The sequence below is a fragment of the Pseudomonas sp. 2hn genome (genome assembly GCF_019646095.1).
Taxonomy (GTDB): domain Bacteria; phylum Pseudomonadota; class Gammaproteobacteria; order Pseudomonadales; family Pseudomonadaceae; genus Aquipseudomonas; species Aquipseudomonas peradeniyensis.
Map to the genome: position 1 here is coordinate 2151972 of NZ_CP081016.1, position 19834 is coordinate 2171805.

Consider the following 19834-nt stretch of genomic DNA (forward strand, 5'->3'; position numbering starts at 1 on the left):
GATTAGCGCTCGAGACGAAAAATTGAAGTAACCTCGTTATCTTCACTCAAGCCTTGGTTGGAAATATAGGCTAGATGCAGTGAGGCATGGTTTTGGTTGTTGATCGTATTTTTAAAGTTCAGAATTAAGCCGGCGCCTACGACGTAGCAAATAGCGGTAAGTGGAAAGACGATCATTTCTCCGTCTTCACGAAGACTGCTCAAGCTACCTGACCATTCGCTTGTGCCTACGATGAATCCCGGTAGGAATACTGTGAATTCCACGGTGGGTTGTGTAGTGGTGACTTCGTTATGGGTGATGGCAGTCCAGTTTGCTGGTGCCCAATAATTGTTTTCATGCCAACAGCTGTCGACCCCGGTTATACCAAAGGATCGTGCTTCTTCTGCGGATATTAACCTTGGCCTGTAATGCTCATCGTGCCAGGCTTTAAGGTCGTCTTGCAGAGACGGGAATGTAGGAAGTTTTTTTTCATGATCCAGAACGACTTCGGGATGCACCTCTCCATCGTTTTTACGATTGCCGAATATGCTCCTTGCTGCCCACAGTTCGATAGGGGTATGGAGGTGTTCATGCGACTTGGCGTGAAGGTATAAGCCTCCAGCGATGATCACTGCTCCCAGGAGTACAAGCGCTGCTGCTCCCCACCCGGCAAAGGGTACAACTGATGTTACTCCCGCAACCGCGAGTCCGCCCTCCAGTACTAAAACGGAGCCTGCCGCGACAGCGCTTCCGCCATAAAGTGTCAAGTTAGATGCTTCAGGGTTACCATGTAGTTTCTGTCTGTCGGATTTTTCAACGTCTGAAGCGAGTCCTAGAAAAATTGCTGGGTAACCGGATAATCGTGCAAACAGATTGCTCCCCAAGAACTTGATTACGCCGTTACCAAACGCCATCCCCGGCGCCGTCGAACTCAATCTCAGCATCACCGCCTTCTGCGTTGCGCGTACGCTAACCAATGTCGCCGCAGCCGCACCGATCACCCCGAAAATCGATGCCGCAAACCCCAAGGTGTATTCCGGCGCATTGCTTTTCTGCAGGCTGTTATAAGCCGTCTTCAGCGAGATCACGTTGAACCACAGCATTCCGGCGTTCAGACCACCGCCTCCGCCCGACGTAAGCAACCCGAGCAAGTTGGGTTTAACCCGCGCAGTGGTGGTCAACTCAACCGCCACCGTCCGATTGCCCGAAATACGCAGCCGCTTCATTTCCTCAACCTGCGCCATGCCGCTCTTCAAATACCGCTCCACCTCCTGGCTGAACGGGTTTTCCCGGATGGCCTGGTCGGTGATCTGGTAACGCGCCGCCAACAGCCCCAGCGCTTTCTCGGCATTGGCCTCACGCGCCGCCAGCAGTACTTGCTGACGCAGGGTATGGCTGGCATCCCAGCGGGTCTGGCCACGCAGGCGTTTGAGCACCACGGCGTTGACGGACTGGGCCGTGAGATCGGTGATGTCGGCAATGGCCGGAAAACGCCCGGCCAGCCCTTCGATGACATTGTCGCTGCCACCCAGCACACTGCCGGCCGCATCGGCTTTGTCCTTGAAGGGGTTGAACGGCGCCAGGGCGGTGTAGAGCGGGCTGTCGTGCTGGTCCAGCCACTGTTCCAGGCGTTTGAAGCGCCGATCTTGGTCTTCGGTACCGGGTGCCGGCTGGCCCATCGGGTAAATCAGCAGGGCCAGGGCGATTTCCAGGCCACGGGCCGAGATGCGTTCGTTGCGGTCATAGCACGCCAGTGCGGCGGCCAGGCTGTAGGGGTCATCGATATGCGCAGCTTCGGCCGTGGCCAGCCACGCGTCGTGATCATGACTGGCTTGCAGGGCAAGGTTGCGCAGGCCTGCAATGCGCTGCTCCAGCTCATCGCGTTCGGCGAGGAACCGCAGGTATTTGTCGGTATCGATGCGCAGCGCCAAACGCGCACCGTTCGGGGAATAGTCCTCGTGAGTGAGGGCCCGGTAACGTGCCTCGGCCGGGGGGAGAGGACGTCCGGTGCGGGTGGACTGCAGTCTTATTTCGACCACTTCGGTAGCGGGCATATCCGCCGGGTACATCGTCTCCAGGGTTTTGTTCAGCAACAGGGCGACCAGGTTGCGATGGTGAAAATCACGGCTCTGCTGGCTGAGCCGTTCGGCATCGAGCTGGTAGCACGCCGGTACGCCTGCCTGCTCGGAGCCTTGTGCAGGTTTGGTGTGTTCCAGTTGCTCGGCGGGCATCAGGTCGTGCAGTTGGTGCTGGTAGGCCGAGACCGACAGGCTCAGGTCCAGGGCCACGCCTTCAGCATCCGCCAGCGCCACCACCACCGGTACTTTCGGCTGGGTGCTGGGATAGTCCCGGGCAATGGCGTTGAGCCTACCGACGGACAAGGTGGTTGTGGACGCGTGGCTGCTCCAGGTCAGGGACATACGCCGGCTTGTCGGTTTGTAGTCTTCGACCCAGTTTTGCAACGCACTGAGCGGCAGCACATGGGGCTGGGTGGAGGGGGCTGGGTTGCCGGCAATCAGCTCGACCATGTCCAGCTGGCGCATATGCCGTTTGCGCAGGGCTGCTGAAGCAGTGATGCGGGCAGTCGTGGCGTTGGTCCACAGGTGCGGGCTGTAGCCGATCCACACTTCCTTGGCGGTGTCCGGGCTGGTGTCGGCCCATACCCAGCCCATGCTCTGGTTGGACAGGTAGCGTTCGCGCAAGTGGTAGCCTTCCAGGCCCTGGTAGCGCAGCTCCTGGTAGCGTCCTTCGCCGTCGTACTCATGAATGACCAGTTTTTCGCCCTGAGGACCTTTCATGAACACGTAGATGTAGCCTGGGCGCAGCGCGCGCAGGGTGTAGGACGAGTGCTGCAGCGGGGCGAAGCCTTGTTCCAGGTTGAAGCCTGCGCCTGCGTAGCGACAGGCCGGGGCATCGCCTGTACGCGGCACGATGGCATAGCGCACCGGCAGGATGGGCACGCGTGGGCTGCAGGCAGGGCCGGAGGTGGCGCTGTTGGCAGAAACGTCGGTCATTTACGCTGCCTTTTGGTTGAGCGCACTGGGGGTTGCTCGAAGGCCTCAGGCGGAGGCGGTGCTGCCCGGACATTGAAGAGTCGGCAGACGCCATACCAGCAGAGGGCGAGGCCGAGGTTGTAAGGGAACAACACGGCCCAGAACGGCAGTTGCCAGTTCTTCTTGCCCTGCAGTTCTCCGGGCTCGCCGGTTCGCCAGGGGGCGTAGTGGCGCCAGGCTTCTGCCGGGGTCAGGCAGATGGCATGAAGTGGCCGGTGCCACCAGTTGGGTTCGCCGGGAGGAGGGAGTTTGGCCGGGCCGTGGTTCATGAACTGGCGAAGGTATTCCCAGACTTCGGCGACGTGTTTGCTGTCGGATTCAGTGGGTTCGTTGCTGTCGACCCATAAGCAATCTTTCTGGTGCAGGCTGCCATCCTCTCTAGGTGGGGCGAAGGCAAGTGCATAACTGGTGCTAAAGGATGAGCCTCCAAATTCAGTGCGTTTGAATACGCCACCATAGGTCTTGTTCCAGTCAAAAGTGATAAGTTTTTTACCGCGCTGGTATAGGATTTTTTGGGTTGAGCGGCTGAAATGGAAGTTTGAAAGGTTTTTTATGAAATAGATTCTATAGGCGAGGAATGGTGTGAATATTAGTGGTGCAAAAATATACTGCATTACGGACTCGACGCGTTCTAGTAGTATGGGTCTGTATTCGGGGTCTGCAATGTCGGGATAGAAGAAAAGAGCCAGGGCTAGTGTCATGGCAGTGTATAGTTTTGCCATAAATACAGAGTCGGATACCCACGGGTTTCGCAAGGTTAATGTGTCTGCGGACAAATTTTCTAGCTGTCCGGTAATTGCTGGTTTGTATCCGGAGTTTGAGTTTTTATTGAATATCCATATGACTGCCATGATTAGCGCTCGAGACGAAAAATTGAAGTAACCTCGTTGTCTCCACTCAAGCCTTGGTTGGAAATATAGGCTAGATGCAGTGAGGCATGGTTTTGGTTGTTGACCGTATTTTTAAAGTTCAGAATTAAGCCGGCGCCTACGACGTAGCAAATAGCGGTAAGTGGAAAGACGATCATTTCTCCGTCTTCACGAAGACTGCTCAAGCTACCTGACCATTCGCTTGTGCCTACGATGAAGCCCGGTAGGAATACTGTGAATTCCACGGTGGGTTGTGTAGTGGTGACTTCGTTATGGGTGATGGCAGTCCAGTTTGCTGGTGCCCAATATTTATTTTCATGCCAACCACTGTCGACCCTGGTTATACCAAAGGATCGCGCTTCTTCTGCGGTTATTAACCTTGGTCCGTAATGCTCATCGTGCCAGGCTTTAAGTTCGTCTTGCAGAGACGGGAATGTAGGAAGTTTTTTTTCATGATCCAGAACGACTTCGGGATGAACCTCTCCATCGTTTTTACGATTGCCGAATATGCTCCTTGCTGCCCACAGTTCGATAGGGGTATGGAGGTGTTCATACGACTTGGCGTGAAGGTATAAGCCTCCAGCGATGATCACTGCTCCCAAGAGTACAAGTGCTGCTGCGCCCCATCCGGCAAAGGGTACAACTGATGTTACTCCCGCAATCGCGAGTCCGCCCTCCAATACTAAAACGGAGCCTGCCGCGACAGCGCTTCCGCCATAAAGTGTCAAATCAGATGCTTCAGTGTTGCCGTGTCGTTTTTGTCTTTTTGATTTTTGAAAGTCTGAAGCGAATCCTAGAAAAATTGCTGGGTAACCGGATAATCGTGCAAACAGATTGCTCCCCAAAAACTTGATTACGCCGTTACCAAACGCCATCCCCGGCGCCGTCGAACTCAATCTCAGCATCACCGCCTTCTGCGTTGCGCGTACGCTAACCAATGTCGCCGCAGCCGCACCGATCACCCCGAAAATCGATGCCGCAAACCCCAAGGTGTATTCCGGCGCATTGCTTTTCTGCAGGCTGTTATAAGCCGTCTTCAGCGAGATCACGTTGAACCACAGCATTCCGGCGTTCAGACCACCGCCTCCGCCCGACGTAAGCAACCCGAGCAAGTTGGGTTTAACCCTCGCAGTGGTGGTCAGCTCAACCGCCACCGTCCGATTGCCCGAAATACGCAGCCGCTTCATTTCCTCAACCTGCGCCATGCCGCTCTTCAAATACCGCTCCACCTCCTGGCTGAACGGGTTTTCCCGGATGGCCTGGTCGGTGATCTGGTAACGCGCCGCCAACAGCCCCAGCGCTTTCTCGGCATTGGCCTCACGCGCCGCCAGCAGTACTTGCTGACGCAGGGTATGGCTGGCATCCCAGCGGGTCTGGCCACGCAGGCGTTTGAGCACCACGGCGTTGACGGACTGGGCCGTGAGATCGGTGATGTCGGCAATGGCCGGAAAACGCCCGGCCAGCCCTTCGATGACATTGTCGCTGCCACCCAGCACACTGCCGGCCGCATCGGCTTTGTCCTTGAAGGGGTTGAACGGCGCCAGGGCGGTGTAGAGCGGGCTGTCGTGCTGGTCCAGCCACTGTTCCAGGCGTTTGAAGCGCCGATCTTGGTCTTCGGTACCGGGTGCCGGCTGGCCCATCGGGTAAATCAGCAGGGCCAGGGCGATTTCCAGGCCACGGGCCGAGATGCGTTCGTTGCGGTCATAGCACGCCAGTGCGGCGGCCAGGCTGTAGGGGTCATCGATATGCGCAGCTTCGGCCGTGGCCAGCCACGCGTCGTGATCATGACTGGCTTGCAGGGCAAGGTTGCGCAGGCCTGCAATACGCTGTTCCAGCTCATCACGTTCGGCGAGGAACTGCAGGTATTTGTCGGTATCGATGCGCAGCGCCAAACGCGCACCGTTCGGGGAATAGTCCTCGTGAGTGAGGGCCCGATAACGTGCCTCGGCCGGGGGGAGAGGGCGTCCTGTGCGGGTGGACTGCAGCCTTGTCTCGACCACTTCGGTAGTGGGCATATCCGCTGGATACATCGTCTCCAGGGTTTTGTTCAGCAACAGGGCGACCAGGTTGCGATGGTGAAAATCACGGCTCTGCTGGCTGAGCCGTTCGGCATCGAGCTGGTAGCACGCCGGTACGCCTGCCTGCTCGGAGCCTTGTGCAGGTTTGGTGTGTTCCAGTTGCTCGGCGGGCATCAGGTCGTGCAGTTGGTGCTGGTAGGCCGAGACCGACAGGCTCAGGTCCAGGGCCACGCCTTCAGCATCCGCCAGCGCCACCACCACCGGTACTTTCGGCTGGGTGCTGGGATAGTCCCGGGCAATGGCGTTGAGCCTACCGACGGACAAGGTGGTTGTGGACGCGTGGCTGCTCCAGGTCAGGGACATACGCCGGCTTGTCGGTTTGTAGTCTTCGACCCAGTTTTGCAGCGCACTGAGCGGCAGTACATGGGGCTGGGTGGAGGGGGCTGGGTTGCCGGCAATCAGCTCGGCCATGTCCAGCTGGCGCATATGCCGTTTGCGCAGGGCTGCTGAAGCGGTGATGCGGGCAGTCGTGGCGTTGGTCCACAGGTGCGGGCTGTAGCCAATCCACACTTCCTTGGCGGTGTCCGGGCGGGTGTCGGCCCATACCCAGCCCATGCTCTGGCTGGACAGGTAGCGTTCGCGCAAGTGGTAGCCTTCCAGGCCCTGGTAGCGCAGCTCCTGGTAGCGTCCTTCGCCGTCGTACTCATGAATGACCAGTTTTTCGCCCTGAGAACCTTTCATGAACACGTAGATGTAGCCTGGGCGCAGTGCGCGCAGGGTGTAGGACGAGTGCTGCAGCGGGGCGAAGCCTTGTTCCAGGTTGAAGCCTGCGCCTGCGTAGCGACAGGCAGGGGCATCGCCCGTACGCGGCACGATTGCATAGCGCACTGGCAGGATGGGCACGCGTGGGCTGCAGGCGGGCCCGGAGGTGGCGCTGCCGACGGCGGGGCTAGTCATGGGGGGATTCCTTGATTTGGACCAGTGCGTGCAGCTCGCGAAGACGGGCCTGGGGCGACTCGTTGAGGTTGGTGTAGATCTTCGTAGCCTGGTCACTGCTCATCAGCCACATGTGCCCGGCCATCAGCCGAATGAACTGACCTGCGGTTTCCTCGTCGCGAAAGTTGAGTGACTTCAGCTGCGGCAACAGGGCTTCAATCCATTTCCTAATGGCGGCTAACGTTTGGGCGGCATGGGGTGGCATGGCCAAGACTTCGTGCGCCAGCGTGAGGATGAAGTGCTCGCGTATACCTGCGTGCAGCCGGTCCAGTTCATGTACGCGAAGGCGCAGCGGTGCTTGCGATATCAGGCGGGCAGTAGTCGGGGTGCGTTCGTGTGTTTTCCATTCATGGGCCGGCCCCCAGTTGACTCGCCAGGCCAGTGACGACACAGGCCCAAGCCAGGTGGCGCGATGATCGCCGTCCAATGCATCGAGCCAGGCTGCAAGATGATCCGGCTTGAAGTAAAAATTGGCTGCTCCCTGATCCGGGAGCGTGACCTGAGTAAGGCTGGTGAAGTGGTCCGCTAGCACTGCGAGGCAAGCTTCGCTATCCAGTGCTATGGCCCCTCCAACGGGCATCCAGGTGGTGATTGCATGGGCAAGCAGTTCGGGCGCTTCTGAAACGTCGACCAGCAAAGGGCCAAATTCGTGGCGGTCGTCCAGCGCGCTGCGCTTCCATAGCCATGCATGTTGAGTATTTCGGCTGACGTTATGGATGAGGTCGAGTACTGATGGAGCATAGGCCGGCACCAATTCGCCTTCTTGCGGTATGGGCCGGTAGGCCCAGTACTCGAGCTCGCAAGTCATGAGCAGCAAAAAGCGATAAGGATGTCCGAGAGATTCGCCGGACAGATGCGAGGGTGTTGTATTCATTGGACTGGCCCTTTGATACAGCGGCAGTCGGGCAACGGGCAGGTGCCATCGGGGCGCCGCCCGCATAGGCGGTCCAGAGGTTTGCCAGTGATGGGTGCGCTGCTGATGGAAAAGGGGTTGGTGCTACCGCTTGGAGATTGGAGCAGGACGCCGTTGATGTGTAGGTTCGGGCTGTCCAGGGTGATGCCCGTGTCATCAATCCGGATGGAGCCTCCAGGCCCTTGGATGATCACAGCTTCCGCTGTTCGAAGGTCGTAGCGTCGGGTGCGCCTGCGGATTTCCAGTCCCGCCTCCAGCTCTGCATGGCCCTCGACCTGCTGCTCAAGATTGCCGCCGACGCTGATGTGGTGATTGGCTGTGATCTGGTCGTGGCGATGATTGCCGACGGCCTCTATGCGGTCTTTGGCGATGTTTATTTTCTGATTTCGGCCTATATCGACAAACGTATCCTGGCCAATCCGGACCCGCTCATCATTGCCCACCGTTTGGCTGCGGTCATGCCCAATACTGAGCGTCTCGTCATGATCGACCTGTTCACTGCGGTTGTTGCCGACAAAGGTGGTTTCGTTGTGCTTGACGACGTTGTTCTGGTCCTTCTCGGCATGGATGAACACCTCTTGCCGACCCAACTCATCCTCGAAACGCAACTCATTGAAACCATCCCCCTTATGAGTCTGACTTTTAATGGTCATACGGGTCTTGTGATCGGGCAGGTCATACGGCGGCAACTGGTTACCGCAATAGGTGCGCCCGGTGATCATCGGCTGGTCGGGGTCGCCGTTGACGTACTGGATGATCACGTCCTGGCCGATCCGCGGGATGGCCATCGAGCCCCAGCTGCCACCTGCCCAGCCTTGGGATACCCGGACCCAGCAGGAGCTGAACTCGTTGTTGTTGCTCTCCCGGTCCCAGGGAAAGCTGACCTTGACCCGGCCCCATTCGTCGCAATAGATCTCCTCACCGGACGGCCCGACCACGGTAGCCATGTGAGGACCGTCGACGCGGGGCTTTTTGAGCGGAGCAGGGCGCCACTCGGTTCTGCCGGGTACCAGCTGAGCGGTTTGCTCGTAGTGCGTGCTCTGGTCGAGGCCAGCGGCTTCTTCCTGCAGACTGGTGAACTGGCTGCCCTTGTGAACCACGCTGTTCACGCGCCAATGCGCATTCAGATCATCACGTGGGTGGCCTGTGAGCGTGAAGCTGAGCCCAGGCTGCAGCCTGACGTCATCGCCCTGAACTTCTGCAATGCGCACATCATGACGCAGGGCAGTGATCCGGTTTTCGGTAAACGGTTTGCCCACGACATCGCGTTTGTAGCGGCCGGGATAGTCGAAGCGCTCGTACTCGGTGGACTGGTGTTCCAGGAAAGGGCCGTAAGCACGGTGTTCCTGGCGATACGCCGGGTGAGTGAAGGTGTAGTCGCGCTGGACCTGTCGCGAGGTTCGGACCTGCTCGCTGTAGCGCAAGCGCCTTAGGCAAGGCCTGGCTTGATCGCCGCCACTGTTGGATTGATACAGGACGGTGTTGGGATCGATAACGTCCTCGCCATCGAAGAGGTCATCGTTGTCGGTCTTGAGCGCGTCATGGCTGATCAACCCAAGGGATTGCAGTTGATCCGTGATGATCAACTTATGCAGTTTTTCACTGTGCTCGAAGCGATAGACGAAGCCCTCTTCAGCCGCCAATCGGGCGATGAAGTCGAGGTCGGTCTCGCCCGCCTGCACGCAGAATTCGCGCACCTGGTGGTCCAGGCTTGCGCGAAGCTCGTATTGATCGATGCCCTGACGCTGAAGCATCAGTTCAATAATCTGCGGGACGGTCTTTTGCTGAAAGATGCGCCAGTTCGAGCGCAGTCCGGCGCGGGCCAGGATGGGCTCGACCAAGGCGTGGTAGTAGGTACGGTAAAAGCCGCTTTCACCCTGGCTGAATCGGCTGACCAGCCCATGCACGTGGCGCAGCGGACCATTGTCATCCCAGATCGTGAATACGATGGGTTTATCCAGCAGTTGGCCGAAATCGATGTCGGGCTCGAAGCTGATCAATTCCAGCTCAAGGGTGAAAGGCGCGCTGATTTCTTCCTTGAGTTCAAACGAGACCACTTCAAACTCGGCATTGCCAGCGAGTGACTCAAAGGTGTATCGCAAATCAGATTGGCTGGGCATGAAAAGTCCTTCCGCCGTCCGAGAGTTCAAACGCCCCCGGCAGGGCCTGCCTGCCAGGGATGTTCAGCCGGGTTAGACGACGGGTTTACGCCAGTCGTCGGAGCCTTCGGTGCCAGCGGTGACGTGTGTCCAGGTGATCTTGCGGTACGACATCGAGACCTCGATCAACTGGGTGAAGTCAGCGTTCTCCTTGTTCTGTGCATGAGGCAAGGTGGTGTTGATGTCGACGATGGTGGCGTCCTCCAGCTTGGTGGTGAAGAAGTGCTCCTGCTTGCCCTCTACCGAAGTGCGGTACCAGTTGACTTCAACGGTCGGCAGCATTTCGCCGCTGGACAGGGCCTGATACATCAGCGGTGTCGCCTTGTTCAGGGCGCTGGTGAAGATGAAGGGTTTGTGGACCCGTTGGCCTGCAGGTTGGCCACTTTGCGGGTCGGTAGGTACGGTCACCTGGTGCTTGATCTCTTGCACCAGAATCTCGTCTTCGTGGCCCTCGACAAACACGTTGCCGACCGAATCGGAGGTGAAGGCGCCCGCGGTGATGTTGCCTTGGGTCTGGCCTTCGATCTTGATGTAAGCGGGTGTTGGCATGGCAGTTTCTCCTGCGTCCATGTGGATAAGCACGCGCATGAGCGGCAGCGTGGCCATCGGAATCGATGGACTTTTTCAACGCGGCAAACGCCGCGTCAATTCGTTGAATACGGTTGTGCCGACTGCCGGCTGTTCATTGCTGCAAGATGCCGTTGAGCGACTGCAGCACCTCGCTGGTGATCAGGTGCAGGCGGTAGCTGTAGATGCCGTAGGCGGTGGCCATGGCGATGGCGGAAATCACCAATGGGCTCCACCAGGGCCACTGCCGATTCATGCGGAAGTTGCGCGGGGCAACGTTGGTGTAGGGGTCACAGACCGTTGTCGGCGTGGGCCCTCGTAGTTCACGGATGATTCCGTGGAGTTGGTGAATGAGGGTGTTCAGCGTTTCTTCGCCTTTGGGCGCGAGGGCGTACTTGCCTTTGAGTCCCAGGCACAGGGTGAAGTACATGAACTCCAGCACGTCCTTGTAGCGCTGGGGCTCTTGCATCAGGCGCGAGATAACGGTGAAGATCTTTTCGCCGCCGAACGTTTCGCTGTGGAAAATGCTGAGCAGGGGCTCTTGGCTCCAGTAACTGGTCTGCCCCCAGGGCCTCTCCATCACGGCTTCATCGATGAACAGGCAAAGGCCGTACGAATACGCCAGAAGTTGCGTGGTCTCGTAGCCATGCTGACGCATCTCTTGCTGGATGTTTTCAATCTGGTTGCGTACCTGTTGGTGCACTTCCTTGATGTTGGGCAGCGCATCGATTGTGCGTAGACGCATGACCAGGCCAAGCAGTGGTGTGGCTGCGTCCAGCATCAGGTTGTCGTAGCCGCCCCGTAGCTGAAAGTCGGGATCGGCGGGGTAGCCCTTGTAAACAGGGGTGGGCTTTGGTGTGGTTGCCTCGCAGGCCACGGCGTCAGTGGGTAAAGACTTTCCAAGCATCGATGGCAACTGCTCAGCTTGAGCTGATTCGGTTTCATTGCGTGCGAGGTGGTTCTCTTGCATCTCACTCACTCCTGATCGCCCAGAACTGCAACTCAAGCCCGGGGAACTCCCCCGCGATATGAATCCCGAAACCGTTGGCCGTTTTCATGCAGACCCAGGCCGGGTCGCGGCGGTCGAGCTCGAAGTAGCTGAACCCTGCATGGAAGGGCAGATCGCGAGGGACCACAGGCAGCGGATGTAGCGCAATGCCGGGCAACTGCTTATGCACCAGGTCATTCAAGGTCTCCAGGGATGTGACCTTGGCTTTCTGCAGGAACAGCCGGCGCAATGTTGGCGGCGGCAGGTCCGCGCGCACGGCAAGAATGAAGTCCGCGTCATCGATCAGGCGGCGGTCTTCGAGCGTTGTCGTCATCACACCGTAATCCAGCGCGTCCAGCGGCAGCGAGATGGCCCGCGGTTGCAGGACCGTACCCAGGGCGCGGCGTAAGGTGTCCTGCAGTGGCTTGAATGACGTGCGCAGAGCCGTGTGCTGATAGGCAGGGAATTCCGGAGGCAGCCGGCTTTCGTCGGTGAAGGTTACGAACTCGCCACAGGCCTGGCTCATATGCAGGTACAACTGCTCGGGGTGTGTCTGCCCCTGCCTGGCCAAGTGCTGGAAGCACGGCCACCAGCGGTTCATGGCCTGCAGCAGGTTGAAGTCGCGGATGTCGGCAATACCGGACTGGCCCGATGCGCCTATCCGGCTAGCCAGGTTGCGCGAGCGCTCGCGCAGGGTATTGGTGATCTCCTCGAGGTAACGCTGGAGTGCCGGCACCGCCCGTACCGAGACGCTGGTCGGGTAGAACCCTTCATCCAGTTGCAGGCTGCCATCGGGCCGGCGCTCCAGAATGCGTGCCATGGCAAGGCGGGTGTAGGCGCTGCTGTCATCGGCCTTGCGTTTGAGCTGAAGGTTGGGCACTGCCAGATCGACCTGCGCCAAGTCGCCGTCGGCGCTATGGGTGTCCTTGATTTCCTGAGCCTGTGCGCTGTAGCGGAAGTTGGCGGCATTGTCGGGCCAGCTCACCTCTCGGCCACCCTCGGTGCGCAGTGGCAGGCAGAGATAGATCTCGCTGTCTTTCGCGCCGTTGTCCTCGATTTCCAGCGGCGGCGGCGGTGGCAGATCTGCCGGGATATCGAACACCGTGCCGTCCGGCATGATGCCGCGTGCGCGGGTGATGGCGATCTTTCCCAGGCTCAAGTATTCGTCGTTCAGTTGCAGCTCGCTGAATCCATAGAAGGCTGCGTTCAGGCTGCCAAGGCGTTGATGCAGGGCCGCTTCAGCGGCACGGCCAGCCTGCTGGAAATGCTGCGGTTTGACGAACAGGCCTTCAGGCCACAGGACGGGATTACGTGAACTCATGAGCGCTCCATGTCAGCGTGAGTAAGTGAGAAGGGCAGGGTTGCAGGCGCCATCAGTCCTCCTCCTTGAGCAGGATCTGCGTGTCGTTGAGCAAGACCGACAAGATGATGTGTTGGCCGCGCGGTGGAATGCGCAGTACCTGGCTCCAGGTCGCGTTTTCCTGGTGGCGGTAGTCGGCGATCACCGCGATGAACCGGGTCTCGGCCTCGATAGCGGCAAACGGAATGAACTTGAATTGCCCGGGGCGTAGCAGGTAGTCGTCATCACGAATGTAGGTGCTGCGCAGCACCTTGGCGGGGTCCTTGTCCAACAGCTCATAGATGCTGTTGCGCAGCAGCGAGTCGTCGCGTAGTTGCAGGATCTTGATGGCCATTGGGGTGGCGGCCGGCTCGGGGGCCACTGTGGTTGTACGCGGTAAGGTCAGCACCACATTCGATTCTTCGTAGTGGCCCGGCGTACTTTCCTCCAAGGGAGAACGAGCCGGCTCATCGGCCTCGTCCTCTGGCAGTTCGACGGGCGAGATGGCCGGGAATTGCTCGTGAAGAAACTCGAGCAGGGTCCCGACTTTCTCGGTCAGGGCATAGGGATCGCCCGCGCTCAAGCTGACCGCGTAGGGGCTGGGTTCCAGGCTGCTTTCTTGCTCAGTCGCTGCTTGCAGGCTGTTGGGGTTGCTGTTAAGCGTGGGGCTGGCGTTGATGCTGAACGCGATTTCGGTGGGCTGATCCTTGGTCGCGCCGACGGGTATCGAGGGGTCCATCGCCACTTGGCTCATTTTGCTCAGGGCGGTGCAGCCCGAGGCCCCGATCAGTGTTGCCAGAAGGCCGGCCATGAGTGAATGACGCGTCATGAGCGTTCTCCTGAGATCAGTCGATCCAGCGGGTTCTCTTGCACTGGCCGCGTCACTGCTTCCAGGGCAGCCAAGGGATCGTTGCCCATGCCCGGATCGAAGACCGAGCAGATCTCAGCGACGACTGGGGCAGCCGTGGGCCTGTGCAGCCAACGCTGCGCGGGTGCATCCAGGATGAGTCGGTCGAGCACCCGCAAGTCAGTGGTTAACAACTCTTCCAGCGAACGGGCATCAGCTTGTGAAAGCTGAACCAACAGTCGATAAGCGCCAACACGTAGCCGGTCACCCTCGAGCAAACGCCTGGCCGATAGCGGCCCCAGGCTATCGAGGTTGTCGTTCAGGTAGGTGCGCTCGCAGCGGTCGATCACGCAGAAGCCGCCTTCGATCCAGCGGATCTCGCAATGGATCGGCGCCACGCCCTGCTCACGATCATTGATCAGCCACGTGGTTCCCGCGCTGCCGACGGTGCCACCTGCACGATCGAATTCGTGCCGGGCGGTGACGTTGTGCTGCAACTGGTCGAGGTTGGTGATGCTCAAGATCAATGTGCTCATGAGCGCCCCCGGAACCGCACGACGGGGCTGATCTGGCCGTGGTGGTCATCGACGAAGCTGGTCCAGCCCAATTGGGCGCCACGGCTGGGGTGCAGGCAGAAGGGCGACAGCGCGTGCTGCTTCAGCCGCAGCTCCAGGTCGTAGGCCAAGCCGTCGCGCAGCAGGAAGTCGATCAGGGCACGCAAGCGGTTGAAGTTGATGCCGCTGGGCAACAGGTCACGCAGCTGTGCCTGGTCGAGCTCGCTGATCACGATGGTGAACTTGCTGCTGCGAGTCCGCGTGCGGCTGCCGACCATGAAGGAGTTGCCCAGCTCACCATTGCTGCGGCCAAGGCTTACCTGTTGCAGGATTGTCGTAGGTACCAAGCGGGTTTCGAACTCGCGAATCTGCACCTGCTTCAGGTCGAAGCAGTGCGCGATGATGCCGGCGACGGTGCCCGGTGCGCGGCTGCGGCTGGCGATGACGCCGGCGAAACTGAGCAGCCGGCTCCAGGGCAACGCCGTGTCGCCGCGCAGCTGTTTGTCATTCAACCCGAGCAGGGCAAAGATGTACTGGGAGAATCCATCGCTGGCACCCGGCTGGAAACGAATGTAGTAGCGGTACTTGCGCCAGATGCGGTGTAGCAGGCTGAGCAGGTAGTGATTGAAGAAGTCGAAGAACGCCGGGCGCACGCCGATACCCTGTGCATGCTCGTATGCCACCTGCTCCAGATAATAGGAGGGCAAAGGCGAATCAGTGCCGTGCAGACCCATGAACGTGGTGCACACGCGATAGCGATCTTGTGCCTCGGGCATGCGTTCGGCCTTGCAGATGTCCGAAACGGGGAAGCTCAGGCGCGGGTCGCTGCCAAGCCGCACGCGCAGGCGGGCTTCTTCGCTGGGCCAACGGGGTTCAAGATCGTCTCCGTGAAGCCCGTGAAGGCGCTCGAGCAACTGGTAGAAGTTGTACCGGTGCGCGCCCGCGAGCAACTTGTCGGCTAGATCAGCGGTTGCTTGCCGGTCTGGATGGGCCATGTGTAGTGCTCGTTGTTGGTGATGTTGATCACTTCCAGCTGATGGAAGGAATTGATGCTGGAGTACAAGGCGAAGAAGTGCGCGAGCACACAGCCGAACAGGTACAGGTCGCCTTCGCAGAGGAATGCTGCCTGGTCGAGCTTCAGTTGCGTGCGCAGGCCGCGAATGGGCTGCCCTTTGATCAGCCAATCCAGAGGCGCCGTTTGGATATCCCGGATGCCGTCGAGGCGTTTGCGGGTGGTGCGTGTCTGCTGGATGTCGTGCAAGGCCGCGAAGTCATAAGCGCGAATAACCGCCTTCAATGGCTCGGCTGAGAGCAGCGACAAGTAGTTGAGCGACATGTTGGATATCAAGGCCCATTGCAACTGGCCGTCCAGCACCGGCCGATAGGGGCGGGTCGGTGCACAGATATTGGTGTAGGTGGTCAGCGGCGGGGTGACTTCGCAGAGCACATTGATGTCATCGATGCCCAGAGCCAGGGGCAGATCGCGGTTGGTGCAGGTCAGGTCGATGGACGCCGTTTCCAGCTCACCGATATAGGTATTGGCGTCGGCACGCACGAAGGCGATGCGATGCGTGACGCCATCACCCCGCAGTGAGTCTTCGAGGGTGTAGCGGTAATACAGCGCCGTGCGCCCTTGAATATGCTCGATCTCATGGGCGAACGATTCGAAGGGGCGGAAGGTTCGCAGGTATTTACCAGGACTTCCGTCGCTTGTCGTACGGGTGCTGATCACCTGATCGACACTGAAGATTTCGTAGGCGTGGCGTTCGGCGCCTTTGGGTGTGAGCTCGACCTGGGCGGCCTCGTTGGAGAGGTCAATGGGCTCGGCGCTGTGCTTGAACAGGTTTACCGCAGGGGCGCAGAACAAGTTGAAATCCGCTTTGCCAATGCGCAGCGAGTCCGGTAGTTGACGGGTGAAGTGGAAATCCAGACCCACTTGCTGAGTCGTCTGACCAGGCCAGATCTTCTCCAGGCCCGTCAGGGCGAAGAAGTGAAAGCGCTCAGGAAAAATGAAGTATTCCTGCAGGATCCGGTAACCGTCGAAGACGTTCTGCGGATAAGGCAACAACGCGTCGTCCGGGCTGAAACCTGGGAAGACGATGCTGCTGGCCGGCAGCCTGAGGGCCTGATCATTGATGGTCACGCTGACATGGCTGAGATAGTGAGCGATCCATAGGTACAGTGTGCGCGCTGTTTGGGTGGTACCGCTCAGGTGAAAGTCGAGGCTGGTGCATTCGAGCGTGTTCAATGGGCGCTCGACCAAGGTGTGTAGGTCGATGCGAACCACTGAACTGTCGAGCGTTTGGGTTGAGGCCACCGCGTCGATCTCGAACGGGTGAATGTCCACGGTGGTACAGGTGCGGAACTCACAGGGAATTCCGTCGACAGGCTTGGAGAGCAGGCGTGCCCCCCTTGGCACGCGTTGCGACTGGCTGAGCGCCTGTTTGCACGGTGTGAACTGGATGATCGTGGCGCTCGGCAGCGGGCGAAGGTAGTTGGGCCACAGCAGTTGCAACATGGGGTGCGTCAGCTCTGGGAGGTCGTCCTCCAACTTGAGGCGCAGCTTCGCCGTCAGAAAGGCGAAGGCTTCCATCAAGCGCTCCACATCGGGGTCGCTACCCCTCTTGCCCAGCAGCCGGGCAAGTTGTGGATTGTCCTGGGCGAAGTCGTCCCCAAGTTCATGGAGATAGCGTAACTCTTCGCTGAATCGATCTTTGAGCGACATCGATTACCTCACTCGGGTATGGCGGTTATGGCCGTTGACCAGCAGCTCCAGTTGCAACTGCTCCGTGTGGTTATTCACCTGCACTTGGCAGTCCAGCCTGAATTGCAGCTCCTGAGGGGCGTGACAAGCGGGCACGGCTTTGAGTGAACGTACCTGCACGCGAGGCTCGAAACGCTGGATGGTGCGGCGTATGTCGGCGCTCACTTGTTTAAGGAGGTCGCCACTGCTCACGTCATGCCCGTTGAAATCGCGCAGGCCCAGTTCAGGGCTGCTCTGTGAGCAACCCTGTCGAGCGTTGAGCAACGTTTCCAAGTGGCGCTTGATGGCGGCGAACTTGTGGGATGCGTTCTCTTGCCTGGACGGCGCCCGGATCACGGACTGATCGGCAACCAAACGGTCGAAAAATCCGCTCATTGGGTGTCGAGCCGGCCTACCAGGGAGATCTCGAAGTTCGCGCCCATGTATTTGAAGTGCGGGCGCACTGCGAGCGAAACCTGATACCAACCCGGATCGCCGGCAACGTCTGAAACCTCGACCTTCGCAGCACGTAGGGGACGGCGGCTGCGGACGTCGGCCGAGGGATTTTCCTGGTCGGCGACGTACTGCCTGATCCATTTGTTCAGCTCGGACTCAAGGTTGCGGCGCTCCTTCCAGCTGCCGATCTGCTCGCGTTGCAGCACCTTGATGTAATGGGCCAGCCGGTTGACGATGAACAGGTAAGGCAGCTGTGTGCCCAGCTTGTAGTTGGTTTGAGCCTGCAAACCTTCCGGGGTCTTGGGGAAGTTCTTCGGTTTCTGTACCGAATTGGCTGAGAAGAACGCGGCGTTGTCGCTGTCCTTGCGCATGGTCAGCGCGATGAAGCCTTCTTCGGCCAGCTCGAATTCCTTGCGGTCGGAAATCAGCACCTCGGTTGGGATCTTCGCTTGCAACTGCCCAAGCGCCTCGTAGAGATGCACAGGCAGATCCTCCACGGCGCCACCGGACTGCGGGCCGATGATGTTCGGGCACCAGCGGTAGCGGGCAAAGCTGTCGTTGATGCAGCTGGCCAGCAGGAAGGCGGAATTGCCCCACAGGTAATTGTCGTGTCGCCCGTCGATATGTTCTTCGTAGTTGAAGCTTTTGATCGGCTGTTCCTGGGGGTGGTAGGCCGAGCGAAGCATGAAGCGTGGCCCGGTCAGCGCTGTGTGGCGGGCATCTTCGCTTTCGCGGAAGGCGCGCCATTTGGCATGTCGCGGCCCTGCGAAAATGTCTTTGATTTCCTTCAGGTTTGGCAGCTCTTCAAAGCTGCTCAGGTTGAAGAAATCGGGGGAGGGGGCGGCCAGGAACGGGGCATGCGACATGGCGCCGACAGAGGCCATGTAGCTCAGTAACTTTATGTCTGTCGAAGAGGGGCCGAAGTTGTAGTTCCCCAGCATGGCCGCCACCGGCTCACCACCGAACTGCCCATAGCCTGCGGTGTAAACGTGTTTGTACATACCGCTGCAGGTGATATCGGCGGCATTGTCGAAATCGTCGAGCAAGTCTTCTTTGCTGACATGCAGGACTTCAAGCTTGATGTTCTCGCGGAAGTCCGTGCGGTCCACCAGAAGTTTGAGGCTGCGCCACGAGGACTCGAGTGCCTGGAATTCCGGCTGATGAAGAATGGCATCCATTTGCTTGCTGAGCACTCGATCCAGCTCTGCAATCATCTGGTCGACGCGATGTTTATTGATTAGTTGATCTGGATCACCAGTTTTGAGTATTTCTGCAATAAAGGCCGATACGCCTTGACGAGCGACTTGATAGCCCTCTTGAGCGGGAACTAGCTTTGTTTGCGCCATGATCTGATCGAGCAGAGTGGCATGGCTCAATGTCTCGCCAGATAGTTCAGCGGCGAGGGAGGTGCTGGTTGGCTTTGGCATGGGGACGCTCCGTTGTCTCAGTCTTCTTTTGGCGCCTCAAGCACCAGGTCCAATTCTTCGGCGAGTTGTTTGCGGGCCTGCTCGTTGTTCAATAGGTGCTGCAACTGCTCGCGGAAAGCGGGTACGTTGCCCAGCGGGCCTTTCAGTGCCACCAGCGCCTCACGCAGCTCCAGAAGCTTGCTGAGCTCTGGTACTTGGCGAGCGATGCCGTCTGGCCCGAAGTCATTGATCGATCTGAACTGCAGGTTGACCGCCAGCTCCGCGTCGGCGGCCGTGCTGAGCATGGAAGGTACCGACATGGCCAAGCTGACATCGGCGTCGTTCAACACGTTGTTGAAGGTGTGTTTATCGATACGCATGACCGATCGGTCTTCCAGCGAACGGGTGTCATCCAGGCCGAAGTCGCCCATTACCAACATCTTGTGCGGCAGCTCTACTTCGGCCTGTTCATCGCCGGTGGCGGGTACATATTTGATGTTGATGCGTTCTTTGGGTGCAACCGATCCTGTGGATTTTGCCATCGCAGAATCTCTCCGTGTTCTAGTAAGAGTTGTCCGTATTGGATTTTTAGTTACAAATTAGTGTGTGGGAAGTTTCCTAGTTACTTGTCGGATGTGTAAACAAGGTGCGGGATTGGTTGTGCGTCGCGTAAAAACATTGCGCTTGGTTTTGTCATGTCGTCGAGCATGGAAGTGTAAGAAAATATTTTTTTGTTTGTTGCTGTTCCGATGGGCTAGGCTCTTGCCGTCTGCGGAAATTTGAGTGCCTGAGAGGGCTGTTTCAGATCCGCTAATTTGAATAGGTCATATGCACTATATGAAAGGTGTTTACTTGCGATGCCTGGTAATAAAACTTGTGGCGTAAGTCTTTGGCTGGTGCTCGGGTGTATGCCAATACCCGTGTATTCCGATCAGGATTGCTCGCGG

15 protein-coding genes are annotated in these 19834 nt (G+C 58.7%); all 15 read right to left on the minus strand.

Features of this window, described 5'->3' with window-relative positions; genetic code table 11:
- Window positions 1–2: 2 nt before the first annotated feature.
- Window positions 3–2993, minus strand: a complete 2991-nt coding sequence (locus K2O50_RS09885) for a T6SS effector BTH_I2691 family protein (protein ID WP_220690007.1) — start codon at window positions 2991–2993, stop codon at window positions 3–5.
- On the minus strand, window positions 2990–3883 hold the full coding sequence (locus K2O50_RS09890) for a DUF6708 domain-containing protein (RefSeq protein ID WP_082337836.1): 894 nt from the start codon (window positions 3881–3883) through the stop codon (window positions 2990–2992). The genes K2O50_RS09885 and K2O50_RS09890 overlap by 4 nt, the downstream gene beginning before the upstream one ends.
- A 2-nt stretch (window positions 3884–3885) precedes the next feature.
- A complete protein-coding gene (locus tag K2O50_RS09895; RefSeq protein WP_220690008.1) occupies window positions 3886–6876 on the minus strand; it encodes a T6SS effector BTH_I2691 family protein in 2991 nt (996 codons plus the stop codon).
- Window positions 6869–7789, minus strand: a complete 921-nt coding sequence (locus K2O50_RS09900; protein ID WP_050705288.1) for a DUF4123 domain-containing protein — start codon at window positions 7787–7789, stop codon at window positions 6869–6871. Before K2O50_RS09900 ends, K2O50_RS09895 begins: the two co-directional genes overlap by 8 nt.
- Window positions 7786–9948 carry a type VI secretion system Vgr family protein gene (locus K2O50_RS09905; RefSeq protein WP_050705289.1) on the minus strand — a complete coding sequence of 721 codons (2163 nt, stop codon included), beginning with the start codon at window positions 9946–9948 and terminating at the stop codon, window positions 7786–7788. The genes K2O50_RS09900 and K2O50_RS09905 overlap by 4 nt, the downstream gene beginning before the upstream one ends.
- A gap of 72 nt (window positions 9949–10020) precedes the next feature.
- Complete coding sequence (locus K2O50_RS09910; protein WP_050705290.1) at window positions 10021–10536, minus strand: Hcp family type VI secretion system effector; 516 nt, start codon at window positions 10534–10536, stop codon at window positions 10021–10023.
- Window positions 10537–10669: 133 nt separating this feature from the next.
- Entirely contained in the window at window positions 10670–11461 is a 792-nt protein-coding gene (gene icmH, locus K2O50_RS09915; protein WP_371263138.1) for a type IVB secretion system protein IcmH/DotU, read from the minus strand.
- A 64-nt stretch (window positions 11462–11525) separates the two neighbouring features.
- Window positions 11526–12863 carry a type VI secretion system baseplate subunit TssK gene (gene tssK, locus K2O50_RS09920; protein ID WP_050705292.1) on the minus strand — a complete coding sequence of 446 codons (1338 nt, stop codon included), beginning with the start codon at window positions 12861–12863 and terminating at the stop codon, window positions 11526–11528.
- A 52-nt stretch (window positions 12864–12915) separates the two neighbouring features.
- The gene (tssJ, locus tag K2O50_RS09925) at window positions 12916–13710 is read right to left on the minus strand and encodes a type VI secretion system lipoprotein TssJ (RefSeq protein ID WP_050705293.1); all 795 of its coding nucleotides are present in this window, start codon (window positions 13708–13710) and stop codon (window positions 12916–12918) included.
- The gene (locus tag K2O50_RS09930; RefSeq protein WP_050705294.1) at window positions 13707–14264 is read right to left on the minus strand and encodes an FHA domain-containing protein; all 558 of its coding nucleotides are present in this window, start codon (window positions 14262–14264) and stop codon (window positions 13707–13709) included. The genes tssJ and K2O50_RS09930 overlap by 4 nt, the downstream gene beginning before the upstream one ends.
- Window positions 14261–15277, minus strand: coding sequence for a type VI secretion system baseplate subunit TssG (gene tssG / locus K2O50_RS09935; protein WP_050705295.1), 1017 nt, complete (start codon window positions 15275–15277; stop codon window positions 14261–14263). Before tssG ends, K2O50_RS09930 begins: the two co-directional genes overlap by 4 nt.
- Complete coding sequence (gene tssF / locus K2O50_RS09940) at window positions 15241–17007, minus strand: type VI secretion system baseplate subunit TssF (RefSeq protein ID WP_050705296.1); 1767 nt, start codon at window positions 17005–17007, stop codon at window positions 15241–15243. The genes tssG and tssF overlap by 37 nt, the downstream gene beginning before the upstream one ends.
- Window positions 17008–17010: 3 nt before the next feature.
- The gene (gene tssE, locus K2O50_RS09945; RefSeq protein WP_050705297.1) at window positions 17011–17421 is read right to left on the minus strand and encodes a type VI secretion system baseplate subunit TssE; all 411 of its coding nucleotides are present in this window, start codon (window positions 17419–17421) and stop codon (window positions 17011–17013) included.
- Entirely contained in the window at window positions 17418–18908 is a 1491-nt protein-coding gene (gene tssC, locus K2O50_RS09950) for a type VI secretion system contractile sheath large subunit (protein WP_050705298.1), read from the minus strand. The genes tssE and tssC overlap by 4 nt, the downstream gene beginning before the upstream one ends.
- Window positions 18909–18925: 17 nt before the next feature.
- Complete coding sequence (tssB, locus tag K2O50_RS09955) at window positions 18926–19429, minus strand: type VI secretion system contractile sheath small subunit (RefSeq protein ID WP_050705299.1); 504 nt, start codon at window positions 19427–19429, stop codon at window positions 18926–18928.
- Between the last annotated feature and the right edge of the window lie 405 nt (window positions 19430–19834).